This window comes from Clostridia bacterium, assembly GCA_036654455.1.
GTDB lineage: Bacteria > Bacillota > Clostridia > Christensenellales > CAG-314 > JAVVRZ01.
On sequence record JAVVRZ010000001.1, the window covers coordinates 390,583 to 413,349 of the forward strand.

The 22,767-nt window shown below is 37.6% G+C and carries 18 protein-coding genes; 3 read left to right on the plus strand and 15 right to left on the minus strand.

All coding sequences use genetic code 11. The annotated features are described in order from the left end of the window. Positions 1 to 11: 11 nt before the first annotated feature. A complete protein-coding gene (locus RR062_01905) occupies positions 12 to 584 on the minus strand; it encodes a cyclase family protein (protein ID MEG2026467.1) in 573 nt (190 codons plus the stop codon). A gap of 186 nt (positions 585 to 770) precedes the next feature. Here RR062_01905 and RR062_01910 point away from each other — a divergent pair, with 186 nt between their 5' ends. Continuing rightward, positions 771 to 1,583, plus strand: a complete 813-nt coding sequence (locus RR062_01910) for a hypothetical protein (GenBank protein ID MEG2026468.1) — start codon at positions 771 to 773, stop codon at positions 1,581 to 1,583. A gap of 201 nt (positions 1,584 to 1,784) precedes the next feature. Here the strand turns inward: RR062_01910 and RR062_01915 are convergent, their stop codons facing one another. The 4 genes from RR062_01915 to RR062_01930 form a co-directional block, all read right to left on the minus strand. After that, the gene (locus RR062_01915; GenBank protein MEG2026469.1) at positions 1,785 to 2,357 is read right to left on the minus strand and encodes an indolepyruvate oxidoreductase subunit beta; all 573 of its coding nucleotides are present in this window, start codon (positions 2,355 to 2,357) and stop codon (positions 1,785 to 1,787) included. Positions 2,358 to 2,372: 15 nt separating this feature from the next. After that, positions 2,373 to 4,193 (minus strand): indolepyruvate ferredoxin oxidoreductase subunit alpha, encoded by a 1,821-nt coding sequence (gene iorA, locus RR062_01920; protein MEG2026470.1) that lies wholly within the window; start codon positions 4,191 to 4,193, stop codon positions 2,373 to 2,375. A 423-nt stretch (positions 4,194 to 4,616) separates the two neighbouring features. Further along, the gene (locus tag RR062_01925; protein ID MEG2026471.1) at positions 4,617 to 8,099 is read right to left on the minus strand and encodes a DUF885 domain-containing protein; all 3,483 of its coding nucleotides are present in this window, start codon (positions 8,097 to 8,099) and stop codon (positions 4,617 to 4,619) included. Positions 8,100 to 8,227: 128 nt separating this feature from the next. Further along, positions 8,228 to 8,761, minus strand: coding sequence for a rubrerythrin family protein (locus RR062_01930; protein MEG2026472.1), 534 nt, complete (start codon positions 8,759 to 8,761; stop codon positions 8,228 to 8,230). A 228-nt stretch (positions 8,762 to 8,989) separates the two neighbouring features. On the opposite strand from RR062_01930, the gene RR062_01935 reads away from it, so the two are divergent. Continuing rightward, complete coding sequence (locus RR062_01935; protein ID MEG2026473.1) at positions 8,990 to 9,526, plus strand: GNAT family protein; 537 nt, start codon at positions 8,990 to 8,992, stop codon at positions 9,524 to 9,526. 176 nt (positions 9,527 to 9,702) lie between these two features. Here RR062_01935 and RR062_01940 read toward each other — a convergent pair whose 3' ends face one another. From RR062_01940 to pyrR, 5 genes are all read right to left on the minus strand, one after another. Next, complete coding sequence (locus RR062_01940) at positions 9,703 to 10,608, minus strand: DUF4438 domain-containing protein (GenBank protein MEG2026474.1); 906 nt, start codon at positions 10,606 to 10,608, stop codon at positions 9,703 to 9,705. 37 nt (positions 10,609 to 10,645) lie between these two features. Next, entirely contained in the window at positions 10,646 to 11,266 is a 621-nt protein-coding gene (locus tag RR062_01945; GenBank protein MEG2026475.1) for a chromate transporter, read from the minus strand. Then, the gene (locus RR062_01950; GenBank protein ID MEG2026476.1) at positions 11,263 to 12,021 is read right to left on the minus strand and encodes a chromate transporter; all 759 of its coding nucleotides are present in this window, start codon (positions 12,019 to 12,021) and stop codon (positions 11,263 to 11,265) included. Before RR062_01950 ends, RR062_01945 begins: the two co-directional genes overlap by 4 nt. A 154-nt stretch (positions 12,022 to 12,175) precedes the next feature. After that, positions 12,176 to 13,570 (minus strand): solute carrier family 23 protein, encoded by a 1,395-nt coding sequence (locus tag RR062_01955; GenBank protein MEG2026477.1) that lies wholly within the window; start codon positions 13,568 to 13,570, stop codon positions 12,176 to 12,178. 45 nt (positions 13,571 to 13,615) lie between these two features. After that, complete coding sequence (pyrR, locus tag RR062_01960; GenBank protein MEG2026478.1) at positions 13,616 to 14,152, minus strand: bifunctional pyr operon transcriptional regulator/uracil phosphoribosyltransferase PyrR; 537 nt, start codon at positions 14,150 to 14,152, stop codon at positions 13,616 to 13,618. Between the two features lie 267 nt (positions 14,153 to 14,419). Between pyrR and upp the strand changes: the two genes are divergently transcribed. After that, the gene (gene upp, locus RR062_01965; GenBank protein MEG2026479.1) at positions 14,420 to 15,043 is read left to right on the plus strand and encodes a uracil phosphoribosyltransferase; all 624 of its coding nucleotides are present in this window, start codon (positions 14,420 to 14,422) and stop codon (positions 15,041 to 15,043) included. A gap of 161 nt (positions 15,044 to 15,204) precedes the next feature. Here upp and RR062_01970 read toward each other — a convergent pair whose 3' ends face one another. From RR062_01970 to RR062_01990, 5 genes are all read right to left on the minus strand, one after another. Then, a complete protein-coding gene (locus RR062_01970; GenBank protein ID MEG2026480.1) occupies positions 15,205 to 16,590 on the minus strand; it encodes a YDG domain-containing protein in 1,386 nt (461 codons plus the stop codon). 264 nt (positions 16,591 to 16,854) lie between these two features. Then, positions 16,855 to 17,442 carry a TetR/AcrR family transcriptional regulator gene (locus RR062_01975; GenBank protein MEG2026481.1) on the minus strand — a complete coding sequence of 196 codons (588 nt, stop codon included), beginning with the start codon at positions 17,440 to 17,442 and terminating at the stop codon, positions 16,855 to 16,857. 94 nt (positions 17,443 to 17,536) lie between these two features. Continuing rightward, positions 17,537 to 18,271 (minus strand): sporulation transcription factor Spo0A, encoded by a 735-nt coding sequence (gene spo0A, locus RR062_01980; protein MEG2026482.1) that lies wholly within the window; start codon positions 18,269 to 18,271, stop codon positions 17,537 to 17,539. Positions 18,272 to 18,492: 221 nt separating this feature from the next. Continuing rightward, positions 18,493 to 20,313 carry a glycoside hydrolase family 13 protein gene (locus RR062_01985; protein MEG2026483.1) on the minus strand — a complete coding sequence of 607 codons (1,821 nt, stop codon included), beginning with the start codon at positions 20,311 to 20,313 and terminating at the stop codon, positions 18,493 to 18,495. A gap of 50 nt (positions 20,314 to 20,363) precedes the next feature. Continuing rightward, complete coding sequence (locus RR062_01990) at positions 20,364 to 22,763, minus strand: glycogen/starch/alpha-glucan phosphorylase (GenBank protein ID MEG2026484.1); 2,400 nt, start codon at positions 22,761 to 22,763, stop codon at positions 20,364 to 20,366. Positions 22,764 to 22,767: the final 4 nt, after the last annotated feature.

Genomic DNA, 22,767 nt, shown 5'->3' on the forward strand with positions numbered 1-22,767 from the left:
CAATTTTTAAACTAAAATGCCGTTAAATCTATTAAAACTGCACGGGTGGGCGAAGCTTCGCCATCTAAAATGTTAAGGGGCAAAGCCGAAATAAAATATTTGCCGACAGGAACGTCTTTAAGGCAAACACCTTCAAGTATTGCGATGCTTCGACCCGAGAGCAAACGATGTACCATAAAGAAGTTTTCGCCCCCTATTGATTGACTTTCGCAAGCTATAAGTTTAATGTCGGTGTAATCAAGGGCAAGCGCAGCTTCGGCGCTAAGAATTCCATTACCTTTAATTAATAGACGAGTAACTCCTTTTGGAAGGCTGATAATGTCTTCTCTTGTAATCTTGTTGTCAAATTGAAATACGTTTGCGTCGCCTACAAACAAATCTATCGGCATAGCCGAAATTGTTTCTCCAAAGCGGTTAAAGTGCGACGGCGCATCGATATGCGTGCCATTATGTAGACACATTGTGAGGTTGCTTAAATTATAACCATCTTCGCTAATTGACTTAATCTGCGATATGATTGGAGAAATATCGCCTTCATACACAGCGCAATTAGGCAAGGGTTGAGAAATATCATATACTTTCATTTAGCGCCTCCTAATTATATTTTATAATAAGTCGGCGAGATTGTCAATAACTAATTTAAAATATGTTTAATTTTAACAATACTACATTATATTGCATAAAATATTTATTTTTTACTATTGATTTACACAACACAATATGATAGTATATTATTAATATAGTTAAAAATAAAAAGGAGAAGTGTAACTATGAAAAAAATTCTATGTATTGTACTTTTATTTGCGTTAATGTTCTCTTGCGTCGCTTGCGGTCAAGTGAGCTTTAACGGCAACTTTAAAGCCGCAACTGAGGAAACATACAAGGCTGTGCAACAACAAATACCTAGTTCGCCAGTTGACGGCGAAGCCAAGAAAGAAATTGCAAAGGGCTATCAAATGACTGCTAACGCTAATGCGCCCGATCAAAAATTAATGATGTCTTATAATATTAAGTTTATATTAGGGGCGGAGTTAAAAGATAGTAAAATGTCGCTAGATTATAATATGTCGGCAGATGGTATGGGAGAACTTAAATATTCGGCATATTTTAGCAATATGACGCAGTATTTAAACCTAGAAAAAGCAAATATGAAGGGACTATCCATAACCGGTAAATTTAAGTCAACCTTAAAGATTGGTCAAGACCCAACCGAAGTGGTAACGACCCAACCCAAACTTGAATATGCCTTTGACGCATACGACGAACTTGCAAAAAGCCTTAGCGACCTTAAAAAAGCTGGTATAACGGTTGAAATCGCAACAAGAGGTAACACTACAAAAATTAAATTAATTTATTCTCGCAACTCTGAGCTTACCGAAGATTTAGACGAAAACATAACTGACTTTAACGCATACTACATATATGTAATTCGAGACGGTCTACTTGTTGGCTCTAAGTTTGATATGAGCTACAAGATAAACGGTGTTTTATCTACTATGAATTTTGAAGTCAAACCATATAGCGGAGATATTACTCTACCTAGCGACTTAGACACTTATAAGGAAAACAAATTTCCGTTTTAGTTTTAATAGCTAGGGCTTCTAACAGTTGAAGCGTTTAAAAAATTAGTAAATCAAAATTATATCAACTACAAAACGCCCCTTATTACTAAGAGGCGTTTTTATGTAGTTTAAATTTAAAAGTTAATTGTCTAATTAAATTAATTAGAATAAATGTTTTATCGCTAGTTTATTTATAATTACCTTTTTAAAGTTTGACTTTGTTTAGGCTAATTCGATACCACGTTTTAACGCAAGTTTGTTTGCTTCGACAAACTTAGGTTTAACATTTTCTTCAAGAATTATATCCCAGTTTATGTCGGTAAGTTGCATTTGACCGATTATAGCGCCCAACAAAACAATGTTCATAACCTTAGTGTTGCCAAGCTTTTCCGCCTCGACATTAGCCTCGATTATGGTTGCGTTAGAATGAGCCTTAATCTCCTCAATAATGCCCTTTGGATATTCCACAGCGCCAGAAGTAATTGGCGAACCCGGTATTTCGTAATCATTTACAACTATTTTGCCGTTTGGTTTAAGAAATGGCAAATATCTAAGGGCTTCCATCTTCTCAAAAGCTACGATTAAATCAGCCGACCCCATCTCGATTACAGGCGAGAAAACTTCGTCTTTGCTGTAACGAACGTGAGTAACAACCGAACCGCCACGCTGGCTCATACCGTGTATCTCGCTCATTTTTACATCGTAACCTTCTTGTAATAGTCCTAATGTCAAAATTTTACTCGCAAGAATTGTGCCTTGACCGCCTACGCCAACTAATAAAATATTCTTTGTCATTACAATATACCTCACTTATTCTATCGCGCCAAATTTGCAGATTTGCTTGCAAACTTGACAGCCGACACACATTTCGCTATTGATGGTAGCCTTTTTGTTGACTACGCATAGAGCCGGGCAACCTGACTTTAAACACATCTTGCAACCTACGCATTTATTTGCATCGATTGTACACTTAGTTGTAAAGGCTGTTGGAAATTCTTTTTTATCAAGTTCGCTGAATTTTTTAAGCAAACACGGGAATCTTGTAATAATAACTGAGGCTTCGTTGCTATTAAACGCCCAGTCAAGCGCTTCGTCAACTGCGCCAAGCACGTTAGGATTAACGGATTTAATACGAGTGATACCTAGCGCTTTTACAATATCTTCGATATTTGCGATAGAAGTAGGCTCATTTTGTAGGGTAAAACCAGTGCCGGGATTTTGTTGGTGACCGGTCATACCTGTAATACGATTGTCTAATATTACGGTAATATTGTTAGATTTGTTATAAACTACTTCGAGTAGCGAAGTCATACCGCTGTGGAAGAAAGTCGAGTCCCCTATTACCGAAACAACTCTACGGACGTTGCCTTCAACTTTATTAAAGGCTTGTTGCATACCTGCGCCCGAGCTTACGCTTGCTCCCATACAGTTATTAAAGTCCATTGCATTATAAGGCGGAGCAAATCCTAGCGTATAGCAACCGATATCACCGGCTATAACTACGTTTTTGCGTTTGCCTAAGGAATAGAACAAACCTCTATGCGGGCAACCTGCGCAAAGCGCCGGCGGACGAGGTACGATTAAATCTTTATTGATTGTTTGAGCCGTTGGGGTGATGCCGTCGACTGCAAATTTAATAACGTCGGGTGTCAATTCGCCATAAGCGGGTAAGAAACGAGAACCGCTTGGAGCATATTTACCATAGCAAATATCAAGATGTCCTAAGGCTCTTACAGATTGTTCGATATATTCGTCATTTTCTTCTATTACATATACTTTATCGAGTTTGCTAACAAAAGAATTGATAAGTTCTTCGGGAATTGGGAATGAAAGACCTAATTTAAGATAATTTGCGTTGTCACCCCAAACTTCTTTTGCATAGTTATAGCACATACCCGAAGCAATTACGCCAATTTTTCTGCCGTTATCTTCGACTGTATTGACAGAACAATTATTTGTATACTCTTTAAGTTTGTCAAGCCTTGCTTCAAGGCTTACTCTAAGTTTGCGAGCGTTTGCAGGCACGCAAATAAATCTATTAGTATCTTTAACATAGGGTTTAATCGCTACTTCTTCACGAGGACACAATGTAACAATACTCTTTGAGTGACATACTCTTGTAGTCATACGCATCATAACTACTTGACCAAATTCGTCAAAAATTTGATAGGCTAACTTGACCATATCTTTACACTCTTGCGAAGTTGAAGGTTCAAGCAACGGCATACGAGCCATCTTTGCGTAGTTACGGTTGTCTTGTTCGTTTTGAGATGAGTGCATACCGGGTTCGTCTGCGGTTAAAATAACAAGACCGCCAATAGTCGAACCATAAGAAACCGTCATAAGCGGGTCGGCAGCTACGTTCATACCAACGTGTTTCATACAGGCAAAAGCTCTTGCGCCGGCAGTTGCGCAACCGATAACAAATTCTACCGCAACTTTTTCGTTTGGCGCCCACTCGGCGTGAATTTCAGGGTAAGTAGCAACATTCTCTAATATTTCGGTGCTTGGAGTACCCGGATAAGCCGCCGCAAAATGAACGCCAGCCTCATAAACACCCCGAGCTATTGCTTCGTTACCTGTCATAAGTACACGACTCTGGTTGCTTGTCGTATCCATTTGTTTAGTCATTACTATTCCTCCAAATGTATTTTTGGGAAAAATACATTATAATCCCAACATTTTTATTATATAATACCCTTACGTTTTTGTCAAGAATACTGTAAAAAAGAAATATATTGTTTTAAAACTATATCTAAAAAAACCATTAAAAACAGCAACAAAATATTGCATTTATGTTTTAAAAATCTAAAATTTTAATAAATTAGTTATAAATTGTTAAAATGTGAAATTTAGCCTAAAAGCAAAATTTAAGTAATATTACGGCATTTAATTATGAAATAATAACTAATATACTTAACTTCACGCCAAAAGCGATAATATAAATTTAAACGAAGTCATTAAAAAAGATGCGTAGAAAATTATCTCTACGCATCTAAATTTTAGATTAACAAATAAGTTAATACTTAACTATTGCTTTACCAAAGTATAGTTTTAATATCCAATTCCCTTTGTTTGTAGTACGTATTTGTACACTGCTTCCCAAACAAACTCAAATTGCGAAGGACCTGCGTCAAGTAAAACAGTGTTAAATGCTTTGGCTACAAATAAGTTGCCAAGTTCCTTTTCCGCATACTTTCTCATCTTGTAAAATTCGTGATAACCAAGATAATATTGTAAGTATGTAGCCGGCGAAGAAACAACTGACTTAAATACTTGTGGAGCAATAGAGTCGTTAAGTCCGTTGGTTGCTAAGAAATTGCTAACTTTCGCTAAATCCCAACCATAGTAGTTTACGCCCATATCGATAATACTAAATACCGATAGGTTTACAAGAGTCATAATTTGTCCCATTCTTGAAACTACATAGTCGAATTCGCCAAAGTCGAACATATCGTATGATTGCAATTCTACATAAACAGCCCAACCTTCGGCATAGCCATTAAAGCTTAAAACGCTACGCATCTCGTGGGGATTAGTATTAAAGAAGTAAACGTTCTGGAATAAGTGTCCCGGGAAACCTTCGTGAGCAAGCGTTGAGAATAACGAAGTATCGTCAACTTGTCCTCTATTGATGTAGATTGTGTTGTTAAAGCAATCGTCAATCGGGGGAATCATATAGAATGCCGGCGACAAAGATTCTTCTAACGCAGGGTGAACTTCTCTTACTACATAATTATTTTTAGGTAAGTCTGGGAAATCTCTTTTAGCAAGTTGTTCAAGTTGAGCAAGAATAGCTTCGGGCTCCATGTGACCAAAGTCGGTATTGTGCGCTCTATAATATGCCCAACCTTCTGGGTCTAGCGAACTCATATTTACCCATTCTCTACGAATGCTTTCCCAGTCAGCCATCATATAGTCAAATAATTCGGGGATAGGAGTATCAATACCGGTCTTATATTTAACTCTATATGTATAGTAATCAATACCTCTTTCAAGGTTGCAGTAACCGCCATCGTTTACGCCCTTGCCCTTAAATACTTCTAGTCCGGAGATAAGTAATTTATAAGCGGGCACAACATAGTTAGCAAATACGTCTAAGTGTTGAGCTACATAATTAGCTTTGGCTTCTGCTGTAAGTCCGGCAACATCATTTAATTTTGTCTCAAATGTTAAAATTAAGTAATTTGTCTTTTGGTCTTTGATAAAGTCTTGGCATTGACCGATAGCTTCTTTAAGCGTGCTATCCATTAAGCCTAGTCCCTTAGTTACTCTTACCGCTTCGTAATCAAGACACTGTTGGAAGAAGGTAGGAAGGTCTTTAAGCAAAGCTAGGTAATCTGTAATATCTTTCTCAACATAGAATTTATACTCTGCAAAGTTAATAGGCATATTATTTTGTATACCGCCTATTGAGTCAAAGTAAGTGCTGTAATACTCTAAGCCCGTAGTTGTTAAATTTAGCTCTAAGTATTTAATTAGTATTTTTTGAATTAAGATTTGCTCGGCGTTAAGTTGTAAATAATTATAAGCTCTAATTTCTTCGATAAACGCTCTAAGCTCGGCTTCTCCGCCTTCAATCTCGGTTAAATCGACCGAATACATCATTGGAGGTAGGTCGGCTAAGGAGTTATACTTTTCATAACCCGGTAAATGAGAAATCTTATAAGCGGTTGGGTCTTTTAAGGTATAGTGAAGATTAACCGTGCTACCAATCATTTCGTACAAGAATTGATTGTCGAGATACGCTTCAAAATTCTTTTCAAGTTCGGTAGTAGCTAGCGTTGTAAAGTCGGCGACCTTAACGGATACGCTTGGCATATTGCCATTTGCGTCCATTGCGGTGCGAACTCTAAGTTCGTATGCGGTTGACCTTTCTAACCACGTAAATATAACTTCGCCATTCTTGTCAGGTTCATAGAAACCTTCGACTAACTTGCCATTCTTGTATACGCCATATTCTAACTTAACATCGGTAGCTTTAATTTTTAAAGTTACAATACCGGTAGATATGTTAGCAGGGGCAATTACTGCTTGCTCTGCGGTAGGCGCATCAAGAACAATTTTTGTTGTGTAAATTCCTACGTCAGCTTCGTAGCCGGCTAAGTTGTCGCCTATTGCGCCGATACGAGCCTTAATGGTATATGTTACGTTAGGTGTAAGACCGGTAAATGTTACAAGTCCGTCTACTGGCGAAATATAACTGCCGATTAACACATTATTTAAATAAATACCATATTCAAGCCTTAAATGAGGCGCGCGTAGAGTCATTGTAGTGTCTGTCGCAGTTATGTCTTCGTCTGTAATTTTAATTTGCTCGGGCGTAGGAGCGGCAGGTTTTACTTTAATTTGAATTGTAATTACAAACACAGTCGCCGAACCGTTAGCAACGTCGCTTGAAGCATAACGAGCGTAAATTGTATACTCTTGATTGTTAGATAAATCTTCCCAAACAATAACTCCATTTTTTGCTACTGTAAACGGGGTGATAATCAATTTGCCTTGATACAAAGCATATTCGAGAGTTGCATTAGGAACCTTAAATGTAATTGTTGAAACATTAACAATCTTCTCTTGTGTGGTAACTACCATACTTGCAGTAGGAGCTACGGCAGAAGGAGAGGTTGTAACTTCAAGAACTTTTACAGGGTTACTTGGACTTAATTTTCTCGTACCAGGAGTGCGAGCGTAAATTGTATATTTAGTTCCGTTAGTAAGTTTGGTCCAGTTCATTAATCCGTCGGTTGCGGTGTTAAAGTCGGCTACTACGCCACTAGCGTCATATATTGCATACTCGAACATAATGTGTGGAACGATATATGTAATACTTGTTGCGTCAACCATAACGTTGCCCGAGGTCGAAGCAATTTCTTCAAGCTTAGGAGGTCTATTCGGGGCGGTAGCAAGCGTTGTTACTTGCATAACTATTACGTCGGCGCTTGCAGTTTTATCTGCTGTTTGCGCAAAGCGAGCGTGAATAACATAAGTAGTGCTTGGCGTCAATTCGCTCCAAACAATAATGCCATTTTCGCCTTTTGTAAAGCCTGCGATAGCGACTTGCTCGTTATATAGAGCGTACTCAATCTCGGGGTTAGTGATTGTAAGTTTAATGCTCCTATCAGCAATCGCTAAGTTAGAAATTTCCGGCTTAGCAGTAGCTACGTCGGGCGCAGTTCTAGCTGTCTTAAAGGCAATTACCACAACAGCTTCGCTAGCTAAATATTTTCCGCTTGCGGGAACTCTCGCCTTAATTGTGTAATCAGTATCTACGGTAAGGTTGGTAAATGTAACTTTACCCTCAGTTACAGATTGGTATTGGCTTACTGCTTGTTCTCCGCCGAATACTGCATACTCTAAATCGGCTTTTGGCGCTGTTAAAACAACGTTATCAGTACCGATTACAAGTTTGTCGGCAGTTGTAGCAACGTCTTCTGCGGTTGGAGTTTGGGCAATTTTTGGTGCGCAAGCCATCAACATTGGAAGAACCATTGTCAAACAAAGCGCAAGCGCTATTAACTTGATAAATCTTCTCTTCATTTTCTACTCCTTCTAATAATATTTGTAAAAAGAACTTAGCTAATAAGTTGCTCGTTCTAATTATATTAATAAATACTCAAAACTTAACAATTTATATAATAGAGTTATACTAAATTGTGTCTAACCGATTAAAAATTGCTACTTTTTAGTTCGAAATAACTCTTTGGGTGGTCACAACAAGGACAAGCCTCAGGGGCGACTTTGCCTTTAAATACATATCCGCAATTACGGCAAACCCAAATTTGTTCTTCTTCTCTTTCAAAAACCATAGCTTGGGCAATATTTTTAGCTAATTGGCGATATCTATGTTCGTGTTCCTTTTCTACGCTTGCGACAAGTCTAAACTTTGCAGATATGCGAGTAAAGCCTTCTTCCTTTGCTTCTTTGGCAAATTGCTCGTACATATCGCTCCATTCGTAGTTTTCGCCGTCGGCTGCGCCGAGTAAATTCTGCTCGGTCGAATCAATACCGTGAAATTCCTTAAACCACATTTTTGCGTGTTCTTTTTCGTTTAACGCAGTTGACGCAAAAATCTCGGCAATTTGTTCAAACCCATCTTTTTTAGCTTGGGAAGCAAAATAATCGTACTTGTTTCTTGCTTGCGACTCCCCAGCAAATGCCGTCATTAAATTTTTTTCGGTTTTACTACCCTTTAATTCCATATTACTACCTCCAATTATAAATAATTATATTATTTAAATAATAAAACATTTATAACTAAAAGTCAATACTAATTATAAATTTTTATCTAAGGCTACCGTTATTATAATAAAATGTAACTAAAAATTTGCATATTGATACTTAAATAACAATCTACAAATTAAATATGCTTGAATATTGACAACTTAGTTTATGTGTGTTATATTTGTAAAAATGCTAAGGAAGAATTTATGCAAACTTTAATTACCGACAACTTAATATTAAGAGATTTTTCTCTTGGCGACGCTTGCGACGTATACGAATATGCGCAACTAGACTGCGTAGGTAGCCGGGCAGGTTGGAAACCTCACAAAAGCCTAGACGAAAGCCTAGCAATTGTCAAAAATTTTATTTTAGAACAAGAAGTATGGGCAATTTGTCTTAAACAAACTGGAAAAGTAATAGGAAGCGTTGGTTTACACAAAGTTAATCGAGATACGGGCGACTACAAAGTTTGTTATATGGGTTACGTTCTAAATCCTTGCTACTGGGGCAAGGGTTACGCTACGCAAGCGGGTAAAGCGGTGCAAGAATACGCCTTTAAAATTGCAAAGGTCAATATGCTGTCGGTTACTCACTTCGAACCAAACATTCAATCAAAAAGAGTAATTCAAAAGTTGCAATTTAATTTTGAAGCCAAGCTAAGAAATTACGGTCTGTACGAAGGAAAGCTTTGCAATCATTGCATTTATTCGCTTACAAAAGAAGAATTTTTTGCATTAAATTAAATATTTACCCCAAATTACATATTAAACTTAAAACTATCTTTAAATTATTAGCTTACAAATTCTTTTATTTTAATAAAAAAAGACGGAACTTCCGTCTTTTTTTACTTTTATTTGTTTGCTAACGTTGACTCTGCCTTTACTTTTATTCGCTAACATTGACTTTACTTATAAACTAATTACACCTTTTTAAGAATATCTAGGTATTTGCCGATATTTGCAGTTTTATCTATTATAGGTATTATTTTATTTGTTCTACACGTCATTATTGTAGTTACGCCCGGGCCGTGACCGCTTAACAAACAGTCGCTATGCACAATAACGCCAATCGAACAAGCAGAGCCTAAATAACCCCTACCGTAATAGTTATCGCAATCTTGCAAATAAACAATATCGCCAAACTTTAAATCTTGTAAGTCTAACTCGGCTAACTTTTGCTTGTCGGCGGTCATTATATCGTAGTCGCCACTTTGCGCTTGACTGCCTATACCGCTACCCATAAGATATGCCGGCACAATAGCCGTAACCGCAACGACAATGCCTTGTTCGCTTGGATTGATGCTAAGTTTTTCAAACAAGTTAGGGTCGATATTCATTATTTTAATATCTTCATAATTTTTAAGTTGAAGTCCTTGTCCGTAAGACCTAATTTGTATTTTGTCGCCAATACAGAGCTTGTCAAGAGTATCTAAGTTAAACCAAACAAGCGTATGTTCAATTCCGCCGTGAGTGCCTGTAACATAGCCCTTGTCGCCCTTTGCTTCGCCCGACATTACAACTGCGACGTTGCCAATACAAGAAAGAAAGTTAAGGGCTAAATTTTCTTCGGCTAATGGATTTTGTATAGACACGCCGGGTTCGATATGGTCGCCAGCCAAACCGTATACGCTGTCGCCAATGCTTACGTTATAACAAATACCGCCTACGCTAGGCAGGGTAAAAGGAACGCCCTCAAATGACACTTTAAGACTTGTCCCACGTACGGTTGGAGAATGAACTACGCCAATTACCGACTGCATAACTAATTTATCTTTATTTGTAGTCAAGTCCAAAAGACTTGTGGGTTGCTTTGTTGCGTTAGACATAAAAATTGCTCCTTTATCTTTTATTTATTTACTGCGTTTATTGAACTACTTTAAATACTCCAAACACAATTATGCCAACTAAGGCAGAGCCTATTAGTAAAATTATAGGGCTAATACGTTTCTTTTTGACCTTAATAAAAGAAAGCCCTAGAAATACACAGAATATTATAAGCGAAACATAGTTAAATTGTGAAAATCCGCTTGAAACAATATTAGTAAAGTCTAGCTTAGGAAGTACAACGCTTGCAAGAATTGTAAGTATTGCCGAACAAATTAATCCTAGCACAACGGGACGAACTCCGCTCATATAACCTTTAACAAGCGTACTATTGCTAAATTTTCTAATAAACACGCATACAAGCAACATTATTATAAAAGAAGGAAGAACCACGCCAAACGTTGCGACAAGCGCCCCCATATAACCCGCAAAAATAGAATTGTACGCCTCTTTGCAAGCGCTCATACCCACAAAAGTAGCAAGGTTGATTGCAAAAGGGCCGGGCGTTGATTCGGCTACCGCCATCATATTGAGAAAAAGTTCCTCGCTAATGTAAACGCCGACAATTTCTTGTCTAATTAAGGGAATCATTGCGTATCCGCCACCGATTGTAAAAAGCCCTATCTTAAAATAGTCCCAAAATAATTGTAAAAAAATCATTTGTCCTCCTTGTCGGCGGACGAATTAGCTTGTCCTAACTTATCTTTATTTTGGCTTGCGTCTTGTTCGAGCGTTTGTTTTTGACCCTCGCAAGAACTGTCTTGTTCTTTATTTGTTTGACCCTCGCAAGAACTGTCTTGTTCTTTATTTGTTTGGCTGTCGCAAGAACTGTCTTGTTTACTGTCAAGACTTGCCCTAGTTAGACATTTTTTGTCGTTAAAATAAGCATAGCCAACGCCTAAACAAGCCGATATCAATATAAGATATATTACATTAAATTTAGTAAAAGTTGCAACGGCAAAAGAAACTACAAAGGCAATATAAGTATAAATATTTTTGTTTGCCGTTGTGACAAGATTAATAAATACATTTACAATAAGCACGACAACACAAGCTCTTACTCCTGCAAATGCCGCCGCCACAATAGAATTTGCCAAAAATGCTTCTAGGCAAAAATATAAGCTAGAAATAATTATAAAAGAAGGACAAACTACGCCGATTGTAGCAAATAACGCCCCAAAAAAGCCCCCGACCTTGTAACCGATAAAAGTCGCAGAATTTACGGCAATTACTCCCGGAGTAGATTCGGCAAGCACAATTAATTCCATCATATCTTGTTTATTTGCCCACCCACGCTTGCCGGCTTCCCGCTCGATTAAACTAATCATAGCGTAACCACCGCCAAAAGTGAACAAACCTATCTTAAAGAATACGGCGAATAATTGAAAAATTGTCTTTATAGAATACTTCTTCATATTATTATTATATCAATAATATCTTAAATAATCAATGCAATTACAACAATTAAAAATGGACTGTTTGTAAAGAAAAAACCGCTCGCATTACGAACGGTTTAATTTGTAAAAGAATAATTATTAGATTAATATAAGAATATTTTATTTAAAAATGCTATTTTTCTTGGTTTGTAGTTGCGGTAGTTTGTTCTTCAACAACTTCTTTCTTGTTAGCAAACCCGCCTACAATTAAATTTGTAAGTATGCCTACTATTAAAGCCGTCGCAATGCTTGTGACTTTTACTTTTCCAAAGTCAAGCATAATTCCGCCAATGCCTACAACAAGAATTGCGCTTACTACAAACAAATTCTTTTCGTTGCCCAAATCTACTTCTTTAAGCATTTTTAGTCCGCTTACAGCGATAAAACCATATAAAGCTATGCAAGCGCCACCCATTACGCACTTAGGAATTGAATTTACAACGGCTACAAAGGGAGTAAAGAATGATAACACTACGCAACCGATAGCCGCAACAACAATTGTCCAAGTTGATGCATTGCCTGTAATTGCTACGCAACCTATTGATTCGCCATAAGTTGTGTTAGGGCAAGCGCCAACAAACGCCCCTGCGATTGAACCGATACCGTCGCCAAGAAGGGTTCTGGTAAGTCCGGGGTCTTTGGTCAAATCGGTGTTGATAATTGTGCTTAAATTCTTATGGTCGGCTATGTGTTCGGCAAATACTACAAATGCGATAGGCATAAATAATAAGGCTATGTCGCCGATTGCCACCCAATCAAGCAACCAACCTTGTTTAAAAGCTTCGACTATTGTAAACTTAGGCGCAGAGATAAACCAACTAAATACATTGCCCGAGAAAGCCGAGCTAAACGAGCTTAAATCAAGAACCTGTAAATATGTAACGTCGGCTACAATACCGATTACGGTAAATAACAAAGACACTATGTAACCGCCACAAATACCTATTACAAAAGGTATAAGTTTCATAGTTTTGTTGCCCTTAGCGGAGGAAAGTACAATAATAAAGAATGTTACAAGAGCGCAAATAATCGAAATAAAGTTGTAACCTGTTGTTCCGTTAAACATAGCCCAGTTGCCCGCAGTTGTTGATAAGCTCAACCCTATTAGAGCAACCGTAGGTCCAATTATTACCGCAGGCATAAGCTTGTCAACCCATTTTGTATGAGTAAATCTAATGATAACGGCTATTGCCACATAGATTAGTCCTGCAAATATTGCCCCGACTATTAAACCAAAATAACCATAACCCGCTGTTGCAGCGCCGGTCATTGCGCCCAAAAAGGCAAAGCTACTGCCAAGAAAAACAGGACTTCTTCTCTTTGTAAACAGCAAGTAAACTATACTGCCTACGCCTGCTCCGGCAAGAGCCGCCGATGGGTCTAGTTCTAGTCCGGTTTGCCAAAACACAATCATAGGCACAAGCAAAGTTGCCGCCATAATGGCTAGCATTTGTTGAATAGCGCAAATAATTGTTCTGCCCCACCCCATTTCCTTTGGAGTTGCTTTTACACCATAACGAATTTCCATAGTTTTTTTCTCCTTATTATGCGTTTATATTTGTTTATATTTAAACTAATCTTTTGTAAACAACGCTACGCTGTCAATTTTATCGGTTTCGAATAGTCTTACGGCTACTACTTCGTTAAGGCTAGTAGGAATATTCTTACCTACGTAGTCGGGACGAATGGGTAATTCTCTGTGCCCTCTATCAATTAAGACGGCAAGCTGAATACTTCTAGGTCTACCTAAGGCAATAATAGCTTCAAGCCCGGCTCTTACCGTGCGACCGGTAAAAATAACGTCATCGACTAAGATAATATCTTTTCCGGTGACGTCAAAATCTATGCTAGTGTTATTAAGTTGAGCCGAACTAGATAATTCGGTTAAATCATCTCTATATAGTGTTATGTCAAGTTTGCCACAAAGCACTTCTCCTTCTAAACTTGCTAACTTTTGACTAAGCCTATAACAAAGCGGAGCGCCCCTTGTGACAATGCCTACTAAGGCAATATTAGAAACGCCTTTATTGTGTTCGATTATTTCGTGACTGATGCGAGTTAAAGCCCTGTCTATTGCAATCTCGTCCATTAAAATAACTTTTAAATTCATAGTTCCTCCAATTTACATACAAAAAAAGTCTTGCAAGATAAACCTCGCAAGACAAAAGTAGTCTAACAAAAATATGGTCATCTTGCTGGTATCTCGTACCAAACTTAAAGATTTTTTAACTTCTAAGATATTATCATAAAATAAACTAGGTGTCAACATATTAACAAAAAGATTATTAAATATTTGCAAATTAAAAATAAAAACACTTGATTTTTACCGTTTATTAGTTTAACATAATACTAGCTTAATTAATAAGGAGAGCAAAATATGAATCTTACCATATTTGACCATCCGCTAGTCTCTCATAAAGTTGCCTTGCTTAGAGATGTGAAGACAAACAGCAAACAATTTAGAGAACTTGTGGAAGAACTAGCTATGCTTATGGCATTTGAAGCGTTTAAAGACATTCCCACCTATGAAGTAAGCGTAACTACGCCCCTTGAAACGACTAGCCAACAAGTAGTAGACGAAAATTCCGTAGCTATCGTCCCCGTACTTAGAGCAGGTATGGGTATGGTTTCGGGAGTACAAGCCTTGTTTCCAACGGCAAGAGTTGGTTTTGTTGGCTTATATCGTGACCACCAAACACTCAAACCTTGCGAATATTATTGTAAACTTCCCGACCTTAACGGACGAATTGCAATAGTGCTTGACCCTATGCTTGCAACAGGCGGTAGCGCAGTAGCCGCTATTGATTTACTTAAAAAGCACGGCTGTACAAGAATTAAATTAATGAATATTATCGCCGTACCCGAAGGTATTAACGCCGTACAAACAGCCCACCCCGACGTACAAATTTATTGCGCCGCAGTTGATAGATGTTTAAATGATATTGGCTACATTTTACCCGGACTAGGCGACGCAGGCGATAGACTATTTGGCACAAAATAATATTAAGACCTTATTTTAAGGTCTTAATTTTTTACTTTGGTATAATTTACACGGTTTTTAACAACCGATACTTTTGTTAACTTCTTTTATTTATTTCTTTTGTTAACTACTTTTATCAACTTCTTTTGTCAACTTTAATTAAAATCTTTGGTAAACTATTATTATGCTACTCGTCTACTTGGAACAGCTTTGCCATATTCTACGCTTTCAAAAATATCGGCTTTTGCGCTAGGATAATTTTCAAATCTATAATTGTCCTTATCCTTACCTATCAAGGTAATGTTATCAACCTTAATGTTCTTACCTTTGCCGACCGCATTTGTTTCAAAGTTAGCCGAGATATCGCCGATTGCAAGTATATCGCCATCGACTACGCCTTCTAATTGACCTAGACCTGCAAGTTCGGCTTTGGTGTTAGTATCATACATTTTATTTTTAGCCTTAATTCCATTTAAAGCTATTGCCTTGGGCTTAATCTCGCCACACAATTCGTTACATAAATAATAATTGCCTGCGTTTTTGCCTGTTAATTTAATGTTATAGGTAGAAATTTTCTTATTACCTACATTTTTGTCTTCAAAATAAAGTTGGTCGCACTCGGCGCACACTTCGTCGCCCTCTTTTACGCCAACAAGTTTAAAGTTGTCAACTTTAAGAGTATTTGAACCATCGTATTCCTTACAAATAACATTCTCAACTTTTAATTCCTTAGGCATTACTGAAATAACGCCTTGTTCTACAACCGTATTATACTTGTTTGTCGAGCCTAACAAAGCGTAAGAATTTGTGCGGTAAACGCCAACGCTATTTGTGGGAACATTTTTATTTATTAAAGAAACAATGTCTTTTTTGTCGCCATCGACTAAGCCGTTGATGTCATACTCAATTTTCGGCATTTCGCTACCATATTCGTAAGCCATATCTTTAACCTTAACTTTTAATATTGGCTTATCTATTTTTACATCGTAATTAGAATATACTTTTTTACCAACGGTCACTTTTACTTTATTGCTACCTACGTTTGCCTTAGTAAGATTATAGCTGTAAGCATTTTTGTCTGTGATAGGTTTGCGTTGCATTTCTTTTTCGTTTACATACCAAACAACTTCTTCTTTACCGTTTGAAGTCATTGATTTGTCGGCTACATAATTAAGTTTAACGCTTTCGCCATAAGGCGCTACCGCATTGCCGTTAATTTTGCCCATAACTTGCATTTTATTGGTGTTTGCCCCCATAATGCCAACAATAAACATCACTACAAGCGCAACAAGTAGCAAAAAAACCAAAACTCCGCCTCCGCCTTGACTATCATTATCGTAAGTTCTTGCCCTTTCGCCTGATTCTACGTTATAAATATTAGAACCCATAATAATAGGGTTAGAATTTTCGGTTTTGTCTAATGTACTTTGAAACCCTTGTTCTACGTCCTTATAAGGTAATTCGCTACGCTGTTGCTCTAAGCTAGAAGCTATATTTTGGTTAATTGCCGACTGCTCTTTAAGTTCCTTTTGTTCGGCGTTACTAGGTTTGTCTTTTTTGGTTGCCATTCTTTGCCCTCCTTATATTTTTTATTAGTATGCAACAGCGCTAAAAAAATATTTATGGTTAAAGCTATTAATTTTTCCTCAACAAAATTTAATATTCTATAACCAAAGAAAAACAACGTCAAGATTGCAAAGACAAAAATTATCGACTATATTAATATTCCTCAACCAAAGAAAAATCGATATTAAAGCGTTAACAAAATTATATTGAAAAAAAAATGTCGACTAAATTAAATTTAGTCGACATTAATTGTAAATATTAAAATTCTAGTCTAGGGCTTCAAAAAAATTAAACCTCTTGTCAATGTTAGAGAAAAAGAACCAAATAAGTTCCCTTAGCCCTTGTTTCTTTTCGGCTCGGTGTTTGTCGCAATCTATTACTGTGCGAAGTCCAAATAAAAAGCTAGCCGACATATTATAATAAAAATCTCGTCCAAAATTAGTGGCGACTTGGGGATATATGCGTTGCATACTAAGCGAAAATTTCTTTGCCGTAACCTCTATTAAAGCCTCTATGTAACTGTCAAAATGTTCTTTAAGTCCGCTCTTTACTATTGCAAGCTCTTGTCTATAAGCTAAGACATAGTCAAGCACTTTGTCGGGAAAAACCGCTAAGTCTTGCTCGCTGAGCGAAAAGTTAGTTTCAAATAGCACAACGCCGGCTTCTATCAAATTATTAGTAACCGCCAAAAAAAGAGCTTCCTTATCAATAAAATATCTGTAAATATTGCCTAGCGATGTTTTCGCAAGTTCGGCAATGTTACGAATAGAGGCGTTTTTGTAGCCCTGCTCTAAAAATTCTTGTTTTGCCGAAGCAAGAATACGGTTTCTTACCTCTTCCTTTAAATACTGCATATATACTGCCTCCCTACTTGTATAGTTTAGCATAAAGAAATACAAATATCAATAAATTATGTATTTATTAGTATATATTTATTTTATTATGTAATCAATAGGCGCATTCGAGTAACATTTTGTCGGCAAGTAAGGCTATAAACTCGCCGTTAGTAGGTTTTTCGTTGCTTGAATATACCTTTACTCCAAAAAGACTATTGATATTCTCAATTCTTCCCCTGTTCCAAGCTACTTCAATAGCGTGTCTTATGGCTCTTTCGACCTTTGACGAAGAAGTTTCAAATCTTGTAGCGATAGTTGGATAAAGCCCCTTAGTAATTGTATTAATAATAGAAGGGTTATCAACTGCGAGTTTAATGCCTTCTCGCAAAAATTGATAACCCTTAATGTGCGCAGGTATGCCTACCGATATAAATATATTGCTAAGTTTTTCGTCTAAGGTTTTGAATAAATCATTTTTCCCCATACTGCTTCTCGCCTTAGCTGACGGCCTTTTAATCGCATCGATTAAGGCTTGTGTATTATAAGGCCTAAGCAGATATTGGCTTACCCCAAGCTCATACGCTTTAAGCACAAAGACTTCGCTTTTTAACTCGGTTAGAACTAAGCGTCTAGGCGCAGGCGTTAACTGACCTAATTGAGTAAGCAGAGTAAAGCCGTCCATACCCGGTATCATAATGTCCGTCACAACAACTTCGGCATTTGTCTGTTGTTGCAATTCGACTGCGTTTGCGCCATCATCTACATTATAAACGACTTCGATAAATTCGCTGTCTTTAAACTGATTGGCAATAGCGACGTTTCCCACAAAACCAACTCTTGTTTTCATATTAATCTCCCTATAATTGAATGTAATTAAAATTTAACACACTGAATGGCAGAATTATAGCACTATTTTGTCGTTTTATCAATGATTTTGTACAATAATATTTCAATAATGAAAAATAAAGTTATTATTGTACAATAATAGCTTTATTTATATATAATAATCGTTATTAATGGTTATTTGTTACATTTTACATTGACTGGCTAATCAAATTTAAAATTTAATTATTTAGCGATTAGTATTTTGAACGCATTAGCTTTGCAAGTTACTGTTTGACTAACTTCTTGTTTGTCAAAATAGTCAACGTAGAGCTGGTCTAACGTAATTGTCGCCTCGGTAACACATACAATTACCAAAACTTTGCTTTCTTCTTGTTGTCTAATGTATGCGATATAGCCTTGACCGACTGAGTAAAGCTTGTATATACCGCCAAAACTTGGTAATTTGCGAAGTTGCCCTAGCAAAACATAGAAAGACACAAGTTCTTTATCCTCGTTTCCCCAGGGAAAGCATCTACGACAAAAAGGGTCGCCATAACCCGACAGCCCGGCTTCGTCGCCATAATAAATTGACGGAAATCCAATTAAAGTATATTGAAGTACAGTAGCGAGTAACAACTTTTCTCTTGCTGAGAAATATCGCTCGCCTTCGAGTATTCTTTCGGCAACTTCTTGTTTGTTGCTTCCGCTAAAAACTTGGTCGTACAACGCCGTAATTGCTCTTGCGGTGTCGTGCGAAGAAATAAGACTCATTAAATTATTAAGCACAAAAGAAGGATAATTGTTAATTAATTCGTCCATAAATTCGGCAAGTCCGTAGCTGTTGCCATTTCTAACGAAGTCAATTATGCAATCTTTAAGTTGATAGTTCATAACGCTGTCAAGTTGACCACCTTGAAAATATCTTCTGCGAACGCCATAAGAAATTTTGTTTGTAGCGTCCTCCCAAACTTCGCCGATAATAGCGCAATCGGGTTTAACGGCTTTTGCCCTAGACACAATTTTGTCAAGAAGGGCGTCGCCTATCTCGTCTACGACGTCAAGCCGATAGCCACTAGCCCCTAGTTTAAGCCACTTAGCTACAATGCCATTATCGCCTGCAAAATACTCTTGTAAACTTGGGCTAGCTTCGTTGTGGGTAGGCAGTGTTTTAATGCCCCACCAACTGTCATACTCGGTGCGTTCTTTGTTGGTGAAATTAAACCAGTCGCAGTAAGGGGAGGTCGTAGATTGATAAGCCCCAACGGTAGCGTATTTTCCATCTTTATTAAAGTATTTGCTACTGCTACCCGAATGGTTAAATACTCCGTCAAGTACGACTTTAATGCCTAGCCATTGCGCTTTTTGACACAAATCAATAAAATCTTGCTCGTCGCCAAAGGCGCTATCTATTGTTTCATAGTCTTCGGTATCGTATTTATGGTTAGAATACGCTGTAAAAATTGGCGACAAATATATTGTAGTTACGTTTAGAGAGCGTAAGTAATCAAGCTTGCTAATAACGCCTTTTAAATCGCCTCCGTAAAAGTCATTTGCAAATTTGCCGTTTACAGCAAGATAATTTGGGGTTGTTCCCCATTCTTTCGCTAGTTGGTCTTCACGCAACTTTACTTGACCGCTTTTACAAAACCTATCTACAAATATGTGATACATTACGCCGTTATTTAACCAGCTAGGAATAATATAAGTATTAGAATATACAAGTTGTTGGTAGTAACTAGGATTACAATAGAATAGTACGGCATTTTTGTTGCCACCACAGCCAAGATAAGCTGTCGTGCCCTTTCTAGTGACTGTAAAACAGTACCAATATAGTCCTTTTTTAAGGTCGACCGTGCAAGAATAATAGTCTTGCCCGAGTGCGCTATTGACTTTGACTAAATTATATTTTTGGTCGTTTTGACCGTCTAAATGAATTAGCAAAGACAAATAGACTACGCCTATTGAGCTATCGACTTTGACGCTAAATGTTAATTTACCAGCCTCGCAAGCTCCAACTGTGCTTTTATATTTACTATCTAAGGGATTATACTCAAAAAATTCCATTTTTATCGTTTTCTCCTATTAATATTTTGATTGTTAATTGGTAATTAGTTTTAAATAGGCTTTAAATTCCAAACTTGTTTAGCGTATTGTTCTATGGCTCGGTCGGCGGAAAAAATACCCGAACAAGCTATGTTATGCAAACACATTTTATTCCAGTTAGTCTTATCAAGGTAGGCTTTGTCAAGGCTTAGACAGGCTTTATTGTAAGAGTCGAAGTCCGCAAGGCACATATAAGGGTCGGGTAAATTGTCTTTAAGCAAATAATCTTTAATTACGCTAAAATCTTCTTTGTCAATACCACTACTAAGTAGGTCGATAGCTTGACGCAGTTGGTCGTTTACAAAGTAATATTCCATACTGTTGTAGCCTTCTTTCCATTTTTGACTAACTTCTTGGGCTGTCATACCAAAAATAAAAATATCTTTATTTCCCAGTTCTTGGGCAATCTCTACGTTTGCGCCGTCTAACGTTCCTAACGTAATAGCGCCGTTTAACATAAATTTCATATTGCCTGTTCCGCTAGCTTCTTTGCCGGCAAGAGAAATTTGCTGTGAAACTTCCGCCGAAGGCATAAGCTGTTCGGCAATAGTAACGCTATAATTTTCCAAAAAGACAACTCTAAGCATTTGGGAGATACGCTTATCTTTTTCAATAAGTTTGCCTAACTTATATATTAATTTAATTATTTCTTTCGCCATATAGTAACTGCTCGCAGCCTTTGCTCCAAAAATAAATGTTTGCGGAGTAATTACCATATTAGCGTCATTTTTAAGTTGGCAGTAAAGGCTAACAATGCGAATAGCGTTAAGAAGTTGGCGTTTATACTCGTGCAAACGCTTAGCTTGAACGTCGAAACGAGAATTTGGGTCGACAATTATGCCGTGTTTGCTTAGAGAATTACAAAAATCAATTTTATTTGCAAGTTTAATTTCGGCAAGTCTATCTAGAACGGCGTTGTCGTTTGCAAACTTGTTAAATTGACTAAGTTTGCTAAAATCTGTAATATATTCTTGACCGATAGTGTCGTTTAAAAGGGCGGTTAACCGTGGATTAGCTTGACACAACCACCTACGGCACGCAATTCCATTTGTGATATTTATAAATTTGTCGGGATAGTATTCGGCAAAATCGGCGAATAAGTCGCTCTTTAATATTTGGCTATGAAGAGCGGAAACGCCGTTAATGCTATGCGAGCCAACAACGGCAAGGTTAGCCATTCTAATTTGGTCGTAAGCTATTACCGAAGTAGCCGAAACTTTCTTCCAATCATTGCTCTTTTGCCACATTTCTTGACTTTGACGTTTGTTAACTTCCTTAGCTATATCGTAAAGTCTTGGAAGCAAACGCTGAAACAAGTCCTCGCCCCATATTTCAAGCGCTTCACTTAAAATTGTATGATTTGTGTAAGAACACGTCGCCGTAGTTATTCCCCAGGCTTTTTCCCAGTCAAAACCTTGTTCGTCAAGCATAATACGCATTAATTCGAGTATAGCAAGCACGGGGTGCGTGTCGTTTAAATGAATAGCCGCAACTTTATCAAAGTTAGACATATCTTTATAATATTTGAGGTGGTCGGCAACAATATCTTGCACTGCCGAACTTGTCAACAAATATTGCTGTTTAAGCCTTAAAGATTTGCCGGCTACGTTGTTATCGGCGGGATAAAGCACTTTGGTAATTATTTCGGCTTCGGCGTCTTCCTGCATAGCTTTAAGATATTCGCCTTGTGAAAAAGCTCGCATATCAAATCGTCTTTTGTTTCGAGAAGCCCAAAGCCTAAGCACCGAAACGGCTTGACTGTCGTAACCGCTTATCATTAAGTCGTAAGGGACGGCTTCAACTTCTTGATAGTCAACGTGAGTAAGAACCATTTTGTCGCTACGCCATTGTTCGCTTATTCTACCGCCAAAACGCACGGTTACCGCTTTGTCGGGACGCTCGGTAAGCCAAACAGCTCCGCCCGGCAACCAGTTGTCGGGAAGTTCGGTTTGCCAGCCATCAATTAATTTTTGTTGAAAAATACCATACTCGTATCTTAGGCAATGACCGCACGCAGGATAACCCAAACTTGCAAGAGCGTCCATATAGCAAGACGCAAGACGACCGAGTCCGCCGTTGCCGAGTCCGGCATCGCTTTCTTGTTCGTAAAGATTGTTTAAATCAAAGCCTAAGTCACTTAAAACTTGACTAACTTCTTGCGTTAGACCAAGATTAAAAAGATTGTTTTTTAAGCTTCTACCCAATAAAAATTCCATTGACAAATAGTAAACTCTTTTTTGTCCGTTACTCTTAAAATTATGGTTAAAAATTTTGCGTTTTTGTAATAATATGTTCTTTATTACAAGCGCAAGAGCATTATACATTTGTTTGTCGTTGGCTTCGGCGGGGCTTACTCCACAGCTTGCCGATAAACTGCCTTCTATTAATTGTTGAATTTGTTGCTTAGTCATTAAT

What these genes read in the sequence shown, in the direction of transcription:
- RR062_01905 (MEG2026467.1), bottom strand. Translation starts at nt 584, where the DNA reads ATGAAAGTATATGATATTTCTCAACCCTTGCCTAATTGCGCTGTGTAT.
- RR062_01910 (MEG2026468.1), top strand. Translation starts at nt 771, where the DNA reads ATGAAAAAAATTCTATGTATTGTACTTTTATTTGCGTTAATGTTCTCT.
- RR062_01915 (MEG2026469.1), bottom strand. Translation starts at nt 2,357, where the DNA reads ATGACAAAGAATATTTTATTAGTTGGCGTAGGCGGTCAAGGCACAATT.
- iorA (MEG2026470.1), bottom strand. Translation starts at nt 4,193, where the DNA reads ATGACTAAACAAATGGATACGACAAGCAACCAGAGTCGTGTACTTATG.
- RR062_01925 (MEG2026471.1), bottom strand. Translation starts at nt 8,099, where the DNA reads ATGAAGAGAAGATTTATCAAGTTAATAGCGCTTGCGCTTTGTTTGACA.
- RR062_01930 (MEG2026472.1), bottom strand. Translation starts at nt 8,761, where the DNA reads ATGGAATTAAAGGGTAGTAAAACCGAAAAAAATTTAATGACGGCATTT.
- RR062_01935 (MEG2026473.1), top strand. Translation starts at nt 8,990, where the DNA reads ATGCAAACTTTAATTACCGACAACTTAATATTAAGAGATTTTTCTCTT.
- RR062_01940 (MEG2026474.1), bottom strand. Translation starts at nt 10,608, where the DNA reads ATGTCTAACGCAACAAAGCAACCCACAAGTCTTTTGGACTTGACTACA.
- RR062_01945 (MEG2026475.1), bottom strand. Translation starts at nt 11,266, where the DNA reads ATGATTTTTTTACAATTATTTTGGGACTATTTTAAGATAGGGCTTTTT.
- RR062_01950 (MEG2026476.1), bottom strand. Translation starts at nt 12,021, where the DNA reads ATGAAGAAGTATTCTATAAAGACAATTTTTCAATTATTCGCCGTATTC.
- RR062_01955 (MEG2026477.1), bottom strand. Translation starts at nt 13,570, where the DNA reads ATGGAAATTCGTTATGGTGTAAAAGCAACTCCAAAGGAAATGGGGTGG.
- pyrR (MEG2026478.1), bottom strand. Translation starts at nt 14,152, where the DNA reads ATGAATTTAAAAGTTATTTTAATGGACGAGATTGCAATAGACAGGGCT.
- upp (MEG2026479.1), top strand. Translation starts at nt 14,420, where the DNA reads ATGAATCTTACCATATTTGACCATCCGCTAGTCTCTCATAAAGTTGCC.
- RR062_01970 (MEG2026480.1), bottom strand. Translation starts at nt 16,590, where the DNA reads ATGGCAACCAAAAAAGACAAACCTAGTAACGCCGAACAAAAGGAACTT.
- RR062_01975 (MEG2026481.1), bottom strand. Translation starts at nt 17,442, where the DNA reads ATGCAGTATTTAAAGGAAGAGGTAAGAAACCGTATTCTTGCTTCGGCA.
- spo0A (MEG2026482.1), bottom strand. Translation starts at nt 18,271, where the DNA reads ATGAAAACAAGAGTTGGTTTTGTGGGAAACGTCGCTATTGCCAATCAG.
- RR062_01985 (MEG2026483.1), bottom strand. Translation starts at nt 20,313, where the DNA reads ATGGAATTTTTTGAGTATAATCCCTTAGATAGTAAATATAAAAGCACA.
- RR062_01990 (MEG2026484.1), bottom strand. Translation starts at nt 22,763, where the DNA reads ATGACTAAGCAACAAATTCAACAATTAATAGAAGGCAGTTTATCGGCA.